General features: G+C 42.5%; 14 protein-coding genes. 1 reads left to right on the top strand and 13 read right to left on the bottom strand.

Going from position 1 to position 17,284, the window contains the following annotated elements:
* Positions 1-13: 13 nt before the first annotated feature.
* From FET73_RS02395 to FET73_RS02415, 5 genes are read right to left on the bottom strand one after another with little or no spacing between them, the layout of a single operon-like run.
* Entirely contained in the window at positions 14-3,049 is a 3,036-nt protein-coding gene (locus tag FET73_RS02395) for a type I restriction endonuclease subunit R (RefSeq protein ID WP_246172632.1), read from the bottom strand.
* Positions 2,989-4,143: a restriction endonuclease subunit S gene (locus tag FET73_RS02400; RefSeq protein ID WP_179952063.1), complete on the bottom strand. Its 1,155-nt coding sequence runs from the start codon at positions 4,141-4,143 to the stop codon at positions 2,989-2,991. Before FET73_RS02400 ends, FET73_RS02395 begins: the two co-directional genes overlap by 61 nt.
* Before the next feature lie 10 nt (positions 4,144-4,153).
* On the bottom strand, positions 4,154-5,614 hold the full coding sequence (locus FET73_RS02405) for a type I restriction-modification system subunit M (RefSeq protein ID WP_154222311.1): 1,461 nt from the start codon (positions 5,612-5,614) through the stop codon (positions 4,154-4,156).
* Positions 5,611-6,231 (bottom strand): hypothetical protein, encoded by a 621-nt coding sequence (locus tag FET73_RS02410; RefSeq protein ID WP_154222312.1) that lies wholly within the window; start codon positions 6,229-6,231, stop codon positions 5,611-5,613. The genes FET73_RS02405 and FET73_RS02410 overlap by 4 nt, the downstream gene beginning before the upstream one ends.
* Positions 6,228-7,712 carry a type I restriction-modification system subunit M gene (locus FET73_RS02415; protein ID WP_154222313.1) on the bottom strand — a complete coding sequence of 495 codons (1,485 nt, stop codon included), beginning with the start codon at positions 7,710-7,712 and terminating at the stop codon, positions 6,228-6,230. The genes FET73_RS02410 and FET73_RS02415 overlap by 4 nt, the downstream gene beginning before the upstream one ends.
* Positions 7,713-8,697: 985 nt before the next feature.
* On the opposite strand from FET73_RS02415, the gene FET73_RS02420 reads away from it, so the two are divergent.
* A complete protein-coding gene (locus FET73_RS02420; RefSeq protein WP_154222314.1) occupies positions 8,698-9,534 on the top strand; it encodes a crotonase/enoyl-CoA hydratase family protein in 837 nt (278 codons plus the stop codon).
* Between the two features lie 87 nt (positions 9,535-9,621).
* Here FET73_RS02420 and FET73_RS02425 read toward each other — a convergent pair whose 3' ends face one another.
* The 8 genes from FET73_RS02425 to FET73_RS02460 all read right to left on the bottom strand — a co-directional run bounded on the left by FET73_RS02425 (position 9,622) and on the right by FET73_RS02460 (position 17,175).
* Positions 9,622-10,062: a hypothetical protein gene (locus FET73_RS02425; protein WP_154222315.1), complete on the bottom strand. Its 441-nt coding sequence runs from the start codon at positions 10,060-10,062 to the stop codon at positions 9,622-9,624.
* Positions 10,062-11,441, bottom strand: a complete 1,380-nt coding sequence (locus FET73_RS02430) for a DUF1501 domain-containing protein (RefSeq protein ID WP_154222316.1) — start codon at positions 11,439-11,441, stop codon at positions 10,062-10,064. The genes FET73_RS02425 and FET73_RS02430 overlap by 1 nt, the downstream gene beginning before the upstream one ends.
* Before the next feature lie 15 nt (positions 11,442-11,456).
* Complete coding sequence (locus tag FET73_RS02435; RefSeq protein ID WP_154222317.1) at positions 11,457-13,136, bottom strand: DUF1800 domain-containing protein; 1,680 nt, start codon at positions 13,134-13,136, stop codon at positions 11,457-11,459.
* A 134-nt stretch (positions 13,137-13,270) separates the two neighbouring features.
* Positions 13,271-14,173, bottom strand: coding sequence for a TraB/GumN family protein (locus tag FET73_RS02440; protein ID WP_154222318.1), 903 nt, complete (start codon positions 14,171-14,173; stop codon positions 13,271-13,273).
* Positions 14,174-14,196: 23 nt separating this feature from the next.
* Positions 14,197-15,369, bottom strand: a complete 1,173-nt coding sequence (prpF, locus tag FET73_RS02445; protein WP_154222319.1) for a 2-methylaconitate cis-trans isomerase PrpF — start codon at positions 15,367-15,369, stop codon at positions 14,197-14,199.
* Complete coding sequence (locus FET73_RS02450; protein WP_154222320.1) at positions 15,366-15,686, bottom strand: type II toxin-antitoxin system RelE/ParE family toxin; 321 nt, start codon at positions 15,684-15,686, stop codon at positions 15,366-15,368. Before FET73_RS02450 ends, prpF begins: the two co-directional genes overlap by 4 nt.
* The gene (locus FET73_RS02455; RefSeq protein ID WP_154222321.1) at positions 15,673-15,915 is read right to left on the bottom strand and encodes a type II toxin -antitoxin system TacA 1-like antitoxin; all 243 of its coding nucleotides are present in this window, start codon (positions 15,913-15,915) and stop codon (positions 15,673-15,675) included. The genes FET73_RS02450 and FET73_RS02455 overlap by 14 nt, the downstream gene beginning before the upstream one ends.
* 282 nt (positions 15,916-16,197) lie before the next feature.
* Positions 16,198-17,175, bottom strand: coding sequence for a M28 family peptidase (locus FET73_RS02460; RefSeq protein ID WP_179952064.1), 978 nt, complete (start codon positions 17,173-17,175; stop codon positions 16,198-16,200).
* Between the last annotated feature and the right edge of the window lie 109 nt (positions 17,176-17,284).

A 17,284-nucleotide genomic window follows, 5' to 3' on the forward strand; every position in this document is an offset into this window, starting at 1 on the left:
TCTTTTACCACCATCAATAATATTCCTTAATATAAGCATACGCATTTTCAAAAAGAATTTGGTCTTTGTGTAGTTTGTAGTCAAACAGGGTTTTGCGCAGGGCTTTTTGTACTTCTCTTTCGCCGGATGAGGTGGTTTGCCAGCTGGGGAATCTGACGATTCGGACGATGGCATCGATGTCTGAGACGATTCTTTCCACCACTGCGGGTGTTTTATCGGTTTTGAGCTCTAGGAACAGTTCTGTCAGGGCTGCTTTGGGTGTTTTTTCTTCGACCAAGGATTCCATTTCTTTTTCGGCTTGGACGGTTTCTTTGGCGATTTTGCAGAGTTCTTTAACGAATTCGATTGAAGTGATTAAACCTTGTTCAGCTCGGTTTCTGAGTTCTTCTAGGCGTTCGCTGAGTTTTTTGAATTTTAGATTGCCTTTGTGTTTCTTGAAACGTTCGACCAACTCTTTTTCTAGTTTTTTGGCTTTCTTTTTATCTGGGTTGTTGAAGATGTCTTCGATGACATCGGCATCGAGGATAAATTCCTCTAAGTGATGAACTTCACCGACATGAATGTTCTGGTGAATTAATTCTGTGGTTTGAGCGCCTAAAGTGAACCACAATAATTTTCCGACATTATCCGCGGCAGGTTTGACTGATTCGTAGACTTGAGATAACCAGCGATAATCTTTGTTGTAAACATCCAAGAGGCGGTCGGGTGACAATGATTCCCACAGCTTTGAGAGGAATTTAAAGTCTCTGGCGAAGGCGTCTTTTTTCTTGTCGGTGTTGATGGCGTTTTGTGCTTGTTCTAAGCCTTCGAAGCCATCTATGGTTTTATCTACCCCTTCGAAGTGAGACAAAGCATCGCGCATCGCACCTGGTAGCTCACCTCTTAATTCAGATAAATTGGTGATGACTTGTTGCACACTTTCTTCATCGAACTGTAAAGCTTTAGCAGCATCATCGAAGACACCGAAATAATCCACAATGCGACCGAAGGTTTTATTCGGGAACAAGCGATTGGTGCGGCAGATGGCTTGTAATAGCGTGTGGTCCTTGATGGATTTATCCAGGTACATGGTTTGTAATATCGGCGCATCGAATCCGGTTAACAGTTTGGCAGTGACAATGATGAATTTCAGTTCACTGTTGGCATCGTTGAATTCATCGACGATTTTTTCTTGTTGGCTTTTATCGATGCCCCACTTTTGTTTGAACTCATAATCATCATTGGCTGAGGTTGATATTACCACCCGACTGGCTTCCGTTGGAAAGTAGGCATCCAAGGCTTCTTTGTATTGCACACAGGCATAACGATCTGGTGTGACGATCATCGCTTTGAAACCATGTGGCTGCACTTTGGCTTTGAAATGATCAGCGATGTCTTTAACGATGGTTTCGACCCGTTCAGGTGATTTCAGGAATTCTGACATCTTGGCTGATTTTTTATTCAAAGCATCGGCTTCTTCGTCTGACAGCGCGGCGCTTTCGCGAAAGTCTTTCATCGCCTGGTCGATGGTTTCGGTGTCCACATGCACATCGACCAACCGCGGTTCGAAATGCAATGGTAAGGTCGCACCATCTCTGATCGAGTCATGGAAGGTGTAACGAGACATGTATCCACCTTCGTCTTGTTCAGCGCCGAAAGCCCAAAAGGTGTTTTTATCGGCTTTATTCACTGGCGTACCCGTCAGGCCGAATAAAAATGCATTGGGTAAGGCCGCGCGCATTTGGCGACCGAGGTCGCCTTCTTGGGTGCGATGGGCTTCATCGACCAGCACAATGATGTTATCGCGATCATTCATGTTCGGTTTGGCATCGCGGAACTTGTGAATCATCGAGATGATGATTTTTCGGGTGTCTCGTTCTAATAAGGTTTGGAGTTCTTTGATGCTTTCTGTGGATTCGACATTGGCCACATCGGCGGCATTGAAGGTGCCACTGATCTGGGTATCTAAGTCGGTGCGATCGACCAGCACAATCACGGTTGGACTTTTCAGTTCAGGTGCTTTGCGTAACTTCTGCGCAGCGAACACCATTAACAAGGATTTACCAGAACCTTGGAAATGCCAAATCAGGCCTTTTTTGATTTGCCCTGCTTTGACCCGTTCGACGATTTTATTGGCACCTTCGTATTGTTGGAACCTGGGGATGATTTTTATTCTTTGTTTTTTGTTGTTGGTTGAGAAGAGAGAAAAGTTTTTTAACAGGTCCAATAAACGAGCCGGACTTGACAAGTCAGTCAGCTCCTTACCGATTTCAGACAAGCCCAAAGCTTGACTTAAGGTGTCTTTATTATCAGCATCATCTAAACGCCAAGGGGCCCAAAATTCCAAAGGACAACGCACCGAACCATAATACAAGTCTTTACCTTCGGTCGCGAAAGACAAAATATTAGGCACAAATAACTGCGGTACGGCATGTTCATAGATATTGTGAATTTCATGCGCACCATCTAACCAACTGACCGAAGGCCTGATCGGTGTTTTGGCCTCTCCCACCACCACAGGCAAGCCATTGATCAGCATCACCACATCAGGAATCTTGGTTTCGCGGTGGTGAATACGGTATTGGTTGGTGATGATGTAGCTGTTGTTATTTAAATCGTCGAAGTCAATTAAGCGAACCGGCACATGGCGATTATTCTCACCGAACGGCATGGTTTTTTCACCGGTCATCCACTGAAAAAACTCTTCATTGGCTTTGACTAAACCCACGTGATTAACCGCAATCAACACCGCCCTGAGTTTATAAATAACCTCATCAGCCAAATCAGGATTGGCCGCTATCTCAGGATTCAAACGAACCAAGGCATCTTTCAACTCAGACTCAATCAGTACTTCATTAACACCACGTTGGATTTGCTCAGCCGATCGATAGACCCATTGCGCACCATAAGCTTTGGTGGATTCTTGAATCACATCGTTGTTTAAGTTCACGCCACTGAGTTGGTGAATGATGTAATGTTCTACGCTGTTGAGTTCGTTGAATCCCATGGTTAAAACACCTGATTGATTAAGGATTTTTGCAGAGATTTTGATGCTTCGATATTTAAACATGATTTGTTAATTGAATTTTTTATCCCTTGCACCTTTAGTTTTATCAATTTTTGCTCATGAATATCTGGTCGAAAAATCTTTAAATTTAAAAGGTCATCTTTAGTTATTCCTTTTATCGTAGTACCTCTTAGAAAAGGCTTAATCCTTGATTGGAATGAAACTGAATTTAATTGATGTATAAGAAATTCTATATCAATATATTTTTTATCAATCTCCAAACCAGTAATGTCCTGACTGAATGAAACATCTATATCATTTATAGAAAACTTTCCAACTCCAACACGTGTACCTGCCACAATATTTCCTTTCGCTAATATTTTAGCTGCCGACTCAGAAACTGCTTTATGAGTTATTAACTTCTCTCCAATCCCAATTCGATCACCACTTAGAATTTTTGAAGTAATCCAGGAAATTTTTCCATCTAAATAATACTCAAAATTTTTAGTATCTGGTGTACCGCCTGATAGTGTTTTTAATACGACATCATTAAGTTTGGAATTAAGTTCCTTTGAAAAATTACATTTTTCTTCAACTTTAAGTTGGATTTCCAACTTCAATAACAAAGAAATATTTTTCTCAATCACCTCATCCATAGCCAAAAGCAATTCAGCCAATTGGGCTTGTTGGTCTTTGGGTGGGAGGAGGAATTCTTGTTGCTTTAAGTCACCCCAATTGATGGTAGGCGAAAGACCACCTACAGAAATATCCACCATGCGGTGCATAAATTCATCGGAATGGAAAAAGAAAGGTAACAGTTTAGGGTCTATGACTTCTGGTTTTGCTCTGAATACAAAGGCATGTGCAGAACATATACCATCAAAATCAACAATCGCTGCTTTCCTTTGGTAGGCACGTCTTTTCCCGAAGATAATATCGCCAGGGTAACACCTTAACTTACCACCTTTGACATCTGCTGGCACACCATGGCGGCGAATATGAATGTCTTCTCGGTCTAAGTGTTCTAAACCCACATAAATATCCACATCAGCTTCTTCAGGTTTTACCGTTTCAGAAATTTTTTCAACGATTTCTTCGAACTTGAAAGGTTGCCAATTGCTTTTATCTAAATGCTTCAAATCTATTTTTTGTTTCATCATTTCCCTATCATTCTAAGACTTGAAAGAGTTGATTCATGCTTTGCTTCAGCTTTTCTGACTGCGTATTCCAATCTAAAAGCGCATCATCAATCGTTTTCGTATTATGACCAACATCCACATTGCTTACGTATTGTGCGATATTTAAACTGCCTTTATTTTCAAGGACATCTTGAATTGATACGACCTTTGAGAAAGCATCTACATTTTTAAATTGTTTGTAGTTAATAAAAATCTTATCTATGTGCTTTTGTTCAAGGTAAGCGATGTTCTTTTCTTGTTTAACTTCCTTAACCGCATTAATGATTAAAACCTTTCCTTTTCTGTCTGCTGGTTTATTGGTACTGGTAATCAGCAAACAGGCTTCCATCGGTGAGTTATAAAATAAATTTGGCCCCAGACCAATCACACATTCCACCAAGTCTTCTTCTATCATCTTTCTGCGCATCTCGGCTTCGGCATCACGGAATAGAACGCCGTGTGGCCACAATGAGATTGAACGTCCATTGTTTTCATCAAGGCTTTTCTGGATGTGCTGTTGAAAAGCATAGTCGGCACAACCTTGTGGTGGCACGCCCCACAAGTTACGGCCGTAAGGGTCATTGGCAAAGGCTTTCTGGTCCCAGGATTTAATCGAATACGGTGGATTGGCGAGGATGACATTGAATTTCTTTAAAGCGTCATTTTCCAGCAAACCTGGATTGGCCAAAGTGTCACCACGGACGATTTGGAACTCTTCTATGCCGTGCATAAACATGTTCATACGGGCGATGGCCGAGGTCAGCAGGTTTATTTCTTGGCCATAGAGTTTCAGGTTGCGGTATTCCTTGCCCTCTTCTTTCAGGTGCAAGGCACAATTCAATAATAAACCACCCGAACCACAGGTCGGGTCATAAACTGATTCGCCGGGTTGTGGGTCCATGATCAGGGTCATGAGTTTAACCACGGTGCGGTTGGTATAGAATTCAGCCGCGGTGTGACCACTGTCATCAGCAAACTCTTTAATCAGGTATTCATAGGCATTACCCAACTGATCATCGGGCACGTTGTTTAAGTCTAATTTGTGTTGTGAATAATGCTCAATCAAGTTGGTCAACATGGCATCAGACAAGCGGTCTTTATTTGTCCATGACGCATCACCAAAAATACCGTATAAAGTATCCGGGTTGGCCTGTTCGATGGCGCGCATGGCATCTTGTAGAGCCAAACCGACATTAGTGGTGGTTTCACGCACGTCATTCCAGTGCGCCCCTTTGGGTATCTGAAAATGGTGATTCTCCGCAAAAGCCGCATATTCCACATCACCATCACTGGCCGCCATGGCCTCGGCAAATTCCTGGTCATAAACATCAGATATGCGCTTAAAGAACAGCAAAGGAAAAATGTACTGCTTATAATCCCCCGCATCAATGGTCCCCCGCAAAGCGGTGGCCGCACCCCAAAGGTATTTTTCTAGTTCTTTTTGGTTCATGATTTAACTGTCTCTAACAATTTGTCAAAATCATGGTGATTAATAACATAGCCTTTATTACTAGCAGCCACTTTATTCAAAATATAAACATCGACATAGGGTATTTCAATCGCTTTTTCTAAGTTTTCTTTTAGCAATTTGGGATTTATATTACCACCATATATCACTACCATTTGAAATCTTAAATTGGACGAAATTTTTATATGATTAACTGTTTTGTTATCACTAAAATAAATCCAAGCTGGTTTCCCTCTTAAACTTTCAATAAATTTACTTTTCTCTTTTAAGTAATCTACAAATGTCCTGTTCCAACCTAAGTTAGTTTTTAGATCGAAATAGTGTGTCATTGTTGTATCTTTAATCATTGATAAGTCAGGTTTAAATGATTTGGCTTTTTCTTCAGGTGCAAACCTGATTGAAGTCACTTTATCCACATGGTATTCAATTGACTGATCGCCAATATATTTTGCCAGAAAAAGGGCAAACAAGTCTTCCACGTAACCAGAAACTACATGAGACATACCTCTTTTTATATTATAGCCACCATCACCTTCAATTAAGTCAGCAGCTTTAGTAACGTGATTGTCTATCTTGCTCAAAAAGTCTTCCTTCTTCACGATATGAACTCCTTTAGTTTATTTTTAAACTTATCTTCAGCTTTTAAACTGGCTTGCCAAGCTTGTTTTAAATCTGCCATGGCTTCATCTACTGTTGGTAAATTGTCTTCAATGATTTTTTCTACATACAGCAGTATGTTTAAGTTGAAGTCGTTTTCTTCGATGTCTGCCATGTTGGCGACTTTGACGTGATTTTCTACGTCTTGATAATCGAGGTACCAATCATGGATTTGTTTCACATGTTCGGCTTCGAGGAAGTTTTGTGCACGGCCGACTCTGACTTGGTCTGAGGCATCGATGAAGAGTATGTTGTTTTGTTTGTTGGCTGCTTTTTGCTGTTTGAACACCATGACACAAGCGGCTAATTGGGTTCCGTAAAAAATATTGGGACCAAGACCAATGACCGCTTCTAATAAGTCATGTTCGATGATGGCTTTTCTGATCTTTCCTTCGGCTCCTTTTCTGAATAAGGCGCCATGGGGTAAGACAACGGCCATGCGGCCTGTGTCATTCATGGACTTGATCATGTGTTGGACCCAGGCCATGTCGCCGTTGCCTTTCGGTGGTGTGCCTGCAAAGTTCCTGCCGAATGGATCGTTGACCCAATTTTCAGCGCCCCATGCTTTTAACGAGAATGGCGGGTTGGCAATCACACAATCAAACTGCTTCAGACCATCAGCGGCAAAGAAACCTGGATTATTTAATGTGTCTCCACGAATGATTTCAAAATCTTCGATATCATGCAGAAACATGTTCATTCTGGCGATTGAACTGGAGGTCAGGTTTTTTTCCTGACCAAATAATTTAAGTGTGCGGTAATCTTCACTGTTGTCTTTCAGGTGATTAACACATTCGAGCAACATGCCACCGGTGCCACATGCTGGGTCATAGATGCTTTGGCCTTCATGAGGATCTAGGATTAAGCCTAATAGGTGCACCACTGAACGAGGGGTGTAAAATTCACCGGCTTTTTTATTGGTCAAATCAGCGAAGTGTTTAATCAGGTATTCGTAAGATTGACCCAGGATATCGGTATCGACCAAGCTGTTAGCTAATTTGTATTGTGAAAAATGTTCAATCAGGTCAATCAATAAACGATCAGATAACTTGTTCTTGTTACTCCATTGGGCATCACCAAAAATACCATAAAGGAATTCTTGATTTGCTTGTTCAATGCCACGCAACGCTTTTTCTATCGCTAAACCCACATTTTCTGTGGTTTCTCGCACGTCATTCCAATGACAGCCTTGCGGTATGATAAAGCGATGGAACTCAGGCAAAGAAGCATACTCATCGTCACCATCCGATTCACTTAATGCGTTCTGATATTCTTCGTCATAAACATCTGAGATGCGTTTAAAGAATAGCAACGGAAAGATGTAAACTTTAAAGTCAGAAGCATCAACTGGGCCTTTTAAAATCCAAGCCGCTTTAGATAAATATTGTTCTAGTTGTGAGAGTGTAATTTTTTGATCATTCATACATTTGTGTGAGCTTTTAATTCCTTTAGTAATCAATATACCAGTTCTGAATAATTATTCAATAATGAAATCTAGATATTGTTCTTTTTTGTCTGTTGATTAATTAGAACACTTTGCGTTGTTTGCTTCTTACGCGAAATACCCGCATTCGCATATATGGCGAATCGGGTTAGTTTTTTGGTTGCTGTCAAATTTTGTCAGTATTTTCTGTTTTTATGTTTTGTGTTTGAGGTACCTCCACTGGGTTTTTCTGGGTTGGGAATTCGTTCGGGTTTTTGGGTTATTTACTGAAGTGATGGGTGTGCTTTTTTGGGTTGGTCGGTATGACGGTAGTGAGGGTTTTTGGTGGTAATACAATTGTTTAAGCTGATGATTGAGTTCATTTATTTGGAACGCTTCGCGTTGTTTACTGTGTAAATGAGACCCCACGGCTTGGCGGGGTGACTGTGTGTTTTTTTGGTATTTTTTGCGTTTATTTTACGCTCTGGGCCAAGCTAGGGCTTGAGGTGTCATTGATTTATTGAGGGGATATAGCTATACAGGCTGTGGTATATCTGGTTTTGTGGTGGTTTAAGGTGGTTTAAGCAGTTTTGTGTATATGGACTGAGGTTCTCGGGTCAAAGCCCGAGAATGACGGGATGTGAGTTGGCTTTGTTTTCTGGGTGGAGATTCTCGGGTCAAGCCCGAGAATGACGGGGTTGTGTTTTAATGACGGGATGTGAGGTGGCTTTGTTTACTGGGTTGGGGTTCTCGGGTCAAGCCCGAGAATGACGAGGTTGTGTTAGTAGATTACTGGTTGAGGTGCTCGGGTCATGCTTGAGAATGACGGGATGTGAGTTGGCTTTGTTTTCTGGGTGGAGATTCTCGGGTCAAAGCCCGAGAATGACGGGATGCGGTGGTTATGATTATGGACAGGATTAGCAACATACGCTATAGTATGGCCAGCGTTTTTTCTATATTTTTTAATGATTTTTAAGGATTCCCCATGACCACTGACAGCCTAAACAACCAATCAAGCGATGCGCGAGTCAGCGTAGAGATTAAGAATCAGGTGGCTTATGTGCGTTTGTCACGGCCGGCCAAACGCAATGCTTTGGATATGGCGATGTTTGATGCGATTGTGAAGGCTGTTAAAGCTTTGCGTCGGGACCGTTCAATTCGGGCGGTGATTGTTTCCGGTGAGGGTGAGGATTTTTGTTCGGGTTTGGATGTGAAGTCTGTTTTGAAGTCGATGAAGGGGCCTTTGCGTTTGATGTATAAGTTTTTTCCTTGGCGTTCAAATATGGCACAGCGGGTTTCGACTGATTGGCAGCGGATTGGTGCACCGGTCATCATGGCGATTCATGGTCGTTGTTGGGGCGGTGGTTTGCACATTGCTTTGGGTGCGGACATTCGCATCGCGACACCTGATGCGTCTTTGTCGATCATGGAAGGCCGTTGGGGCTTGATTCCTGACATGGGCGGTTTGGTGGCTTTGCGCCAGCATTGTCGTTTGGACATTGCCAAGGAGTTGACCATGACGGCCAAAATCATCAGTGGAACAGAAGCGCAACAATTGGGCCTGGTCACGCACATCAGCCAAGAACCTATGGTACAAGCAGAAGCTTTGGCCAATGACATCATCAGTCAATCTCCAGATTCGGTCGCGGCCGTCAAAAAACTCTACAACAAGAGCTGGCACGGCAGTAAAGCCATGCTGCTTATGCGCGAATCGTGGTATCAAGTAAAAATCATTTTAGGCAAGAACAGTAAGATTAAAGCCTATAACCAAACCCATGATGAAGACAAACAGAAACCTTTCAATAACAGGAAGCGCTGGTAAGGCCTGAAAACTGAGTGCTTCGTGTTATTTGCTTCGCAAATGTGTCAGTTTTGGTAAAAAGAAAGCGCATTTATTTACCCATATTCTTCACTCAAAACCATTTTTGTATATCAGGATTTGATTGATCCAATCCCTGATCAATGCTTGATCTTGCAGACTCAATGGTGGTGCGTCTCTCGGCATGCGGTCACCTGATAACTGACTGCTGCAATTGATTTTTAAGAACAAATAACTGAATGATGCATCTCCAGGTTCGATTCGATTGATTTCAGTGAATTGAAAACTGGGTACATTGATTAAATCTTGGTGACCTAAAGTTAAATCCATGAAAGCGATGGGGTCAGGTGGTCCATGACATTGAATGCAGTTGTCATCAAATATAGGTTGAATTTCTGTGGTGAAGTCAACCATTGGCGTTTCGTCAATGTGAGACAAATCGTCACAACCACTCAACCCTGCTGATGCAGGATTGAGACTGGTCAATAACAAAAAGATGAAGACCAACAGGCTACATAAAGCCAAACGCATTAGGACATGAAACCCAAGTCGCTGCTGTTAAAGCGGCCGATGTTAGGAAATACATCCCCAACCTGCCCCGGAGCCACACCAAACCACTGAGCCAGTGTGGCTGCATATTCATCGACAGCTATGGTCGGAATCACCCGGCCATGATCGCTGACTGTATCGGTACTGCCGATTTCAATCGTCGGCATGTCACCATATATGTCTCCACCGTTTACAGCACCACCAACAACAAAGTGACTGGCACCCCAACCATGGTCTGAGCCTTGGCCATTGGATACCCAGGTTCTTGAAAAGTCTGACGCGGTGAACAAGGTCACCTCATTTTCCATATTCAACTCTGCCATGGCCGCCTGAAAAGCTGTAATCGCACCGTCTATGTTTTGCATGCCGATGGCGTGGTCGTTGAGGTGGTTGTCATGGTTATCAAAACCGCCCACTTTACAGAAAAAGACCTGACGATTCATACCCACCACACTTTGTATGCTGATCATACGAGCAACCATCTCTAATTGTGATGAGAGGGTGTTATAACCTTCTTGTTGCGGAAATACCGTGTTGAGTTCTGTTGCACCTGCAAGGCCTGCTGAGATCACCTGGTCCAAGTCTATAGAGCGGTTGAATATGTCACTGTAGGCTTGCTGAAAAAGATTACTTTGTGGTGTTTCAAGTAAACTTTGTAAAGCGGCCAGCCTGTTTGGGCCATCACCCCAAGTGGTGCCATTTAAACTGACACTGCCTTGGTTTGTCAGGTGGTATTGGTTAATCATATCGCCCACTTGTAAAATGTTATTACCTGCCAATGAGATGTTCATCGAGAGGTCATTGCTGTTGTTCACTGCGTTGTGTAGTAAATCAGCAATGCGCCCTGTCCAGCCCGAGGCTGATGCTTGATCTGCTACTGAAGTTTGCCATTGAGACTGTTGATCAGAATGTGAAAACAGATTGGGTGGAATTGGAACTGATCCGTTATTGAATTCGATTTGGTCGATAGGATAAGCCAGCGAACCTATGTTACTCACCAAAGCCGCTTGGTTGTTATTGAACAAACCTTGTAGTCCTGTGAGGTTGGGATGCAGTCCCCAGCTTCGGCCACCGTTATTGGCCGGTGAAATCGGCAACAAATCACCACTTGGGATGGCTAAATCACCACGTACTTGGGCATAAGCTGCATGTTCACTGGCACCACGCGGCACCACCATATTGGCGCTGTCGTTACCACCATCCATAAAGACACAGACCAAGGCTTTATATCCAGTTCCCATGATGCCACTGTTTTGTAAAGCCGCGGCTTTGGCCACTTGTAACATACCGCTGGCTGAGAATAAGCCGCCTGTCGCCATGGCACTGTATAAAGAGCGGTTTAAAAATTTTCTTCTGTTCATTGTTTCATCCTCTCTTTATTTTTGTACCACATATTCAGGTGACAGCACCAAAACATATAATAGGGAAGCCAGTTGGTTAATCTCAGAGCCATCGTCTAGATCATCATATAAATCACCGACAACCGTTCTGGTGTTAACCGACATGTGACCTGAAAACAGCATCAAGTCTAGGTGATCTAACAAAGCATTTTTGTCATTGTAGATTTGTAATTCTCGCTGTAGCTGCAATAAAGGCATGCTTTCATTCCAGTGTGTGAATTCATGGTGGCCTCGCAAGGTAGCCTCATACATTTCATTGGCAATGCTCACGACTGTGGTTTCACTGGTGATTTGAAACTCAGGAGATACCAAGCTTTGGTCCCTGATGGCTCCGGGTTGTTGAAAACCGGGTTTGTAGAAATTAAATACTGAAGGTGAACCCAATGCGCGTTGTAAATAGCTAAATTCGGGGTTCCAATTCCCATAGCGGCCTGTTGGACTCACTGCTTCAAAAGCCCGAATCAGGCCCATGTATCGTATCAATGGTTCTTTCAGCTTGCCGTAATTATTGTCAGCCAAGAAACTGACATTGCGCGCCTCATCATCAAGCAAGACAGCACGAAGCACTGCACCCATGTCGCCGCGAACAGCGCTGCCATTGTCTACAAAAACTTCGGCCACACGTTGTACATAGGCAGGTGATGGATTACTGGTAACAAAACGTTGAATCAGCTGTTTACTGATAAAAGGTGGTACATTGGGATGGTTAAAAATGTTGTCCAAAGCGCCTGTTAAGTCTTGTTGTGCACTTTGATTGGCAGCCAAAACTTGACCGTTAAGTAACGTTTTGATGCCAATGTCATGATAACTTTCAAAAGGTTCCATAGGTGCGTAACCATCAACTTCTGGTTGAGATGGATTGCACCAATCCCAGTTGTTTTGAGGACAACCGGCATAATTCCAACCGGTAAAAACTCTGGCAAAATTTTCTATGTCACTTTGGTCATAGGTGGGGATTGGGTTGTTGTCTATGTCGAGAATTTCTGTGCCATCCATGTTCAATTGATGCAAACCTATGGTGAACAGTTGAAGTATTTCTCTGGCGTAATTTTCATCAGGCTGTGTGCCTAACAATGGATTGGCTTTGGCGTTCTTGAACATGCCCAAATAAAATCCCATCATGGTGTTTTTGGTGATGTCCTCCATCTGGTCACGGAAATTACCAAAAGCATTAATCGCCAAATAATCATAGTATTTGGCCAAGCCCATGACTTCATTCCCCAAACTGGCCGCATCTGAAACCACAAACAGTTGTGATAAAGTAAAGGCCATGCGTTGTCGTAACTGATCTGCTCCTTCAGCTGAATTTAAGAACCACGCTTCTTGCCGGGAATTTTGATAAAGGGGTAAATCAGGGTCATCCAAAACGGCTTGCATACATGTTTCTTGAAGTGTTGCAGGCATGGCCATTTGTTCATCTAACCAAGCCTCATAACCCGTGACTTGTAAACGTCTTATTTCGGACAGCTTCGGACCGAAAGTGGCTTGAGTCAAAAACCGTGCAGCTTCATTTTCTGAAATCACGGGTGAACTAGGTATGCTTGGAAACAAAGATTCCATACCGGACTGGTATATTGAGTCTGATGGACAATAAGCATCAACTGCGTTTATCCAACCGAATAATGCCAGTAAAATGATAGATTTTTTTGATTTCATAACCACTTTGCGTTCTTATCGAGCCGATATACTAGAACCACAGTCGTTAAAATTTTGGACTTATTTCACAGTTTTCTATTTTTGAGGGACCAGTGGTTAATTTTTAATGCTCAGTGGTAGTGCTGGCCATCAGTTTAAAGGGGCGTAACTTGATACCCCTGTTCTTTGAACTGATTTATCAGCCCCTTTTCACCATTCAAATACAATATATTTACAGACACTAAAGTACTGTCATTGTGCATGAAAGTTTTAATCTTTTCTGACCATTTCAAGGTATCTAAATCAAAAACACTTGCATCCAATACATCAGAATCCACAGAATCATTCATTAAAAACTGGTGGTAAAGCCTTTTCATTTTATCGGCATCTTCATCCATGTAATAAGCCAGCATGATGTCCTTCACTTTTTCTTGCTGCGATTTCATGTGTGTCAAATGGTGTAACAAACTGTCTTCACTCATGAAGTTTGAATTTTGAAGACCGTTCCAAATTTCCTTTCTACTGCCAAAACTTGCAATTGGACTTTCGTCTTTTTTGAAGTGATTGAACATCATTTTGTCAAAAGATCCTAATTTGTGGCACCCTTTGATATATGAATGTGTAGAAGAAAAGAATACTTCAATAGGTTTCATTCTTTTCACCAACGGCATCACGCGTTTAAGGCGATCAACTTTCAAGTCCATGTGCTCATCAATGAGCTTGAGGATTTTTTTTCGCTTTTTACGGTCCTTGATTTTGTAAATTGGAACGCCTTTATTCAGTCTGTCATTGGTCTTTTGTCTGTCGTAATAATCTTCCTGAGACAAATATGTGAAGTAATTTTGAAAAATAAATTGTTTACTGTCCGCAATGGCCAACTTGACCTTGTCTTTGAATATGACCTGACTGCGGCACAACATATGCCAATTCCCAAAAATGTAAGAGGGTTTTTCTAGACCATTCCCAGAAACTTGCCACAACATGGACTGCTTCACTTGCTCTGCTTGACACCACTGTGACAACATCAAAGTAACAATCATTAAAACATATTTTTTCATTATTAAATCCTTTTAATCTTTTCTTAAAAAATATCAGGAATCCTGACCGTACCTTCCATCAGTACACGTGCGCTGCGGCTCATGCCGACTTTTTGTGCTTTCCATTCACCAGCAATCTCGCTCACTTCTGCACCGACTTTTAATGTTCCTGAAGGGTGACCAAAGCGCACTTGATTTCTTTCGCCTCCGCCAGCAGTTAGATTCACCAGCGTGCCCGGTATCGCTGAGGCCGTAGCAATCGCGACAGCCGCTGTGCCCATCATGGCATGGTGTAACAAGCCCATAGACAAGGCGCGAACATTCAAATCAATGTCGCTGGCCAATATGGCTTTGCCACTTGATGAGGTGTAATCTGCGGGCGGTGCGACAAAAGCCACTTTCGGCGTGTGCTGTCTGCCCTTCGCTTCTTCAACGTCTTTGATCAAACCCATCTTAATCGCACCATGTGCACGAATCGTTTCAAACATCGCCAAAGTTTCTGGGTTGCTGTTGATGTCACCTTGTAACTCTGTACCTTTGAAGCCGATGTCTTCGGCATTGAGGAATATCGTTGGAATACCTGCTGCAATCATGGTGGCTTTGAAGGTGCCGACTCCAGGCACTTCTAGGTCATCGACCAAGTTACCAGTTGGAAACATCGCTGCGTCGCCAACTGGATCAACAAATTCCACTTTCACTTCTGCAGCAGGGAAAGTCACACCGTCTAATTCAAAGTCGCCGGTTTCTTGTACCTGACCATCAGTGATTGGCACATGGGCAATGATGGTTTTTTTGATGTTAGCTTGCCAAATACGCACCACAGCAATACCATTTTCAGGAATGCGTGAAGCATCAACCAAACCATTGCTGATGGCGAAAGAACCCACCGCCGCGGTCAAATTACCACAGTTACCGCTCCAATCAACAAAAGGCCGGTCTATCGCTACTTGGCCAAACAAGTAATCCACGTCATGATCTGGCTGCGTGCTTTTCGACAATATCACCGTCTTGCTGGTACTCGATGTCGCACCACCCATGCCATCGGTCTGTTTACCATAAGGATCAGGGCTGCCGATAACACGTAATAACATGTTATCGCGAGCCTCGCCCGGCACCTGTGCTTCGGCTGGTAAATCAGTCAAGTTAAAAAAAACGCCCTTAGACGTACCGCCACGCATGTAAGTGGCTGGAATTTTAATTTGTGGTTTGTGTTTCATGGAGTTAATCTTGTCATTAATTGAGAAACCAAATCTCTTTGCTCATGAATCACAGCAATGATAACAGGTACCTCGTTTTGTAAAATATAAAAAATAAAGTGTTTTTGGCTTTTTGTCACATGAACATCAGACAATTGGGGTAATGGTTGCCTATTCAAAGCTGGTCCATTCGCAATAGCATGAAAACTACTTGTTAATTCTTTTTGATAGCGAAGAAGCGCAGCTTTTCCCCAGTTTTGTAATGTATATCGAGCAATTTCAACCAAATCATTTTCAGCGTCTTTGGTTAGAAGATAATTCGCTTTATTTAGCGCCATCTAAAACCTTTTGAAAAATTTCTGCAACGCTTTTACTGCTGAGTTTTTCCTTAGATGCAGCTTTGACACGTGGTTGTAAGAAAGATTCCAAATGCGCCAAGGCTTCATTCTCATCAACATCAGGCAAAGCCCTTTTTAGCACATAACTTTTAATTGTCTCACCTTGCAAAGCAGCTGCCACTTTAAGCAATTGATGCTGTTCAGGTGTAATTTCTATTGAGAGTCGCATAATTAAAACACTTGTAATAACTTAACCCCAGAATACAACAAAGCCCACAAAACAACAAATGTTGTCTTTGATTTTTTAGTGAAAAACATGAAGTTAAGCTCAACTTTTCAAACTTTAGTTGGCCGCTTTAGAATCTCTGGACCTCAGCCCAATCATGTCAACCCTCTGCTTTCCAAAAATATAAATCTAGCAATCACCCGCAACAACATGTTTTCACTCGCCACGTATGCAGGTGGCTGGGATTTTAATTTGTGGTTTGTGTTTCATTATCTTTTCTCTTAATTATTCTTTGCTGGCCAAAGCTTCAACATGTTTGAACACACCATAGACCACTTTAGCCATGGCTTGGTAATCTAATTTTTCAAAAGTGTCTTCGGTTGTGTGGTAGTTTAAGTTACGGTAGAAAGATGTGTCTGTGACCATCACTGCGGGGAAGCCAAAGTGCCAGTAGTTTCTGTGGTCAGAAAAGTCTATCCCTTGTATGGCTGTGGGTGCATTGGTTGAATAGGCTGGCAAATCGGTGTGTTTGTTGATGCTGTCTTTCAGTCTTTTGGCTGCGTTTGAAAACACTTGATCTACTATTGATATGAAGTTACCTGTTGTTGGGTAGATCCATTCCATTGGCTTGATGGGAAAATATTGTGAGCCAGGCTCATCAGAAAAGTAGCCAATCATTTCCAAAGAAATCATCAACTGAACATCTCGGCCTTTAACCGATTCGGCGTGAATGAAACTGCCCATTTTGTTACTGGCAAAATAAGGTGGCTCTTCTAAAGTGTAGGCAACCAATTCGACGCTTTGATTCAATTCAATGGCGCTCAATAAACGTGCCAGCTCCAACAATCCAGCAACACCGCTGGCATTGTCATCCGCACCTGCATGCTCACCCATCACATCATAATGTGCACCGACCACAATCAATTCTTCTGTATCAGGCCCAAATTTGGCCACCACATTGCTGTAGATTTGCTCTTTAACAGGATAATTTTGAAATTTAACCCGATCGCTGAATTGCAGTAACTCCTTTTGAATGTACTCAGCAGTCGCATGTAAATTTTCAATGTCTTTGTGACTGCGCGGCGATAAGTTTTCGCTCAAGTGTTTGACGTGATTTTGTAAGGCTTCTGGATTGGCTGTTATGGTTCTGGTGTCAGTTTGAGCATTAAAGGGTGATGGTCGGACAACAGCATAAGCGACCAAGACAATTCCAATTAACAGAATCAATAAAAGCCGTACCAATTTAACCATCAATTTTTTCATGCCTTTTTATATGCCCTGTCCATCAAGTTTTTTGTATTTTTTATTCAACTGAGCCAGTTCCACCTATCTGACAGTTGAAAGCCGTTAGTTTATCAGCTTATCAGTCACG

This window comes from Marinicella rhabdoformis, assembly GCF_009671245.1.
GTDB classification, from domain to species: domain Bacteria; phylum Pseudomonadota; class Gammaproteobacteria; order Xanthomonadales; family Marinicellaceae; genus Marinicella; species Marinicella rhabdoformis.

Excerpts from the sequence above, each read along its gene's own strand:
- FET73_RS02395 (WP_246172632.1), bottom strand. The coding sequence starts at position 3,049 with ATGTTTAAATATCGAAGCATCAAAATCTCTGCAAAAATCCTTAATCAA.
- FET73_RS02400 (WP_179952063.1), bottom strand. The coding sequence starts at position 4,143 with ATGAAACAAAAAATAGATTTGAAGCATTTAGATAAAAGCAATTGGCAA.
- FET73_RS02405 (WP_154222311.1), bottom strand. The coding sequence starts at position 5,614 with ATGAACCAAAAAGAACTAGAAAAATACCTTTGGGGTGCGGCCACCGCT.
- FET73_RS02415 (WP_154222313.1), bottom strand. The coding sequence starts at position 7,712 with ATGAATGATCAAAAAATTACACTCTCACAACTAGAACAATATTTATCT.
- FET73_RS02420 (WP_154222314.1), top strand. The coding sequence starts at position 8,698 with ATGACCACTGACAGCCTAAACAACCAATCAAGCGATGCGCGAGTCAGC.
- FET73_RS02425 (WP_154222315.1), bottom strand. The coding sequence starts at position 10,062 with ATGCGTTTGGCTTTATGTAGCCTGTTGGTCTTCATCTTTTTGTTATTG.
- FET73_RS02430 (WP_154222316.1), bottom strand. The coding sequence starts at position 11,441 with ATGAACAGAAGAAAATTTTTAAACCGCTCTTTATACAGTGCCATGGCG.
- FET73_RS02435 (WP_154222317.1), bottom strand. The coding sequence starts at position 13,136 with ATGAAATCAAAAAAATCTATCATTTTACTGGCATTATTCGGTTGGATA.
- FET73_RS02440 (WP_154222318.1), bottom strand. The coding sequence starts at position 14,173 with ATGAAAAAATATGTTTTAATGATTGTTACTTTGATGTTGTCACAGTGG.
- prpF (WP_154222319.1), bottom strand. The coding sequence starts at position 15,369 with ATGAAACACAAACCACAAATTAAAATTCCAGCCACTTACATGCGTGGC.
- FET73_RS02450 (WP_154222320.1), bottom strand. The coding sequence starts at position 15,686 with ATGGCGCTAAATAAAGCGAATTATCTTCTAACCAAAGACGCTGAAAAT.
- FET73_RS02455 (WP_154222321.1), bottom strand. The coding sequence starts at position 15,915 with ATGCGACTCTCAATAGAAATTACACCTGAACAGCATCAATTGCTTAAA.
- FET73_RS02460 (WP_179952064.1), bottom strand. The coding sequence starts at position 17,175 with ATGAAAAAATTGATGGTTAAATTGGTACGGCTTTTATTGATTCTGTTA.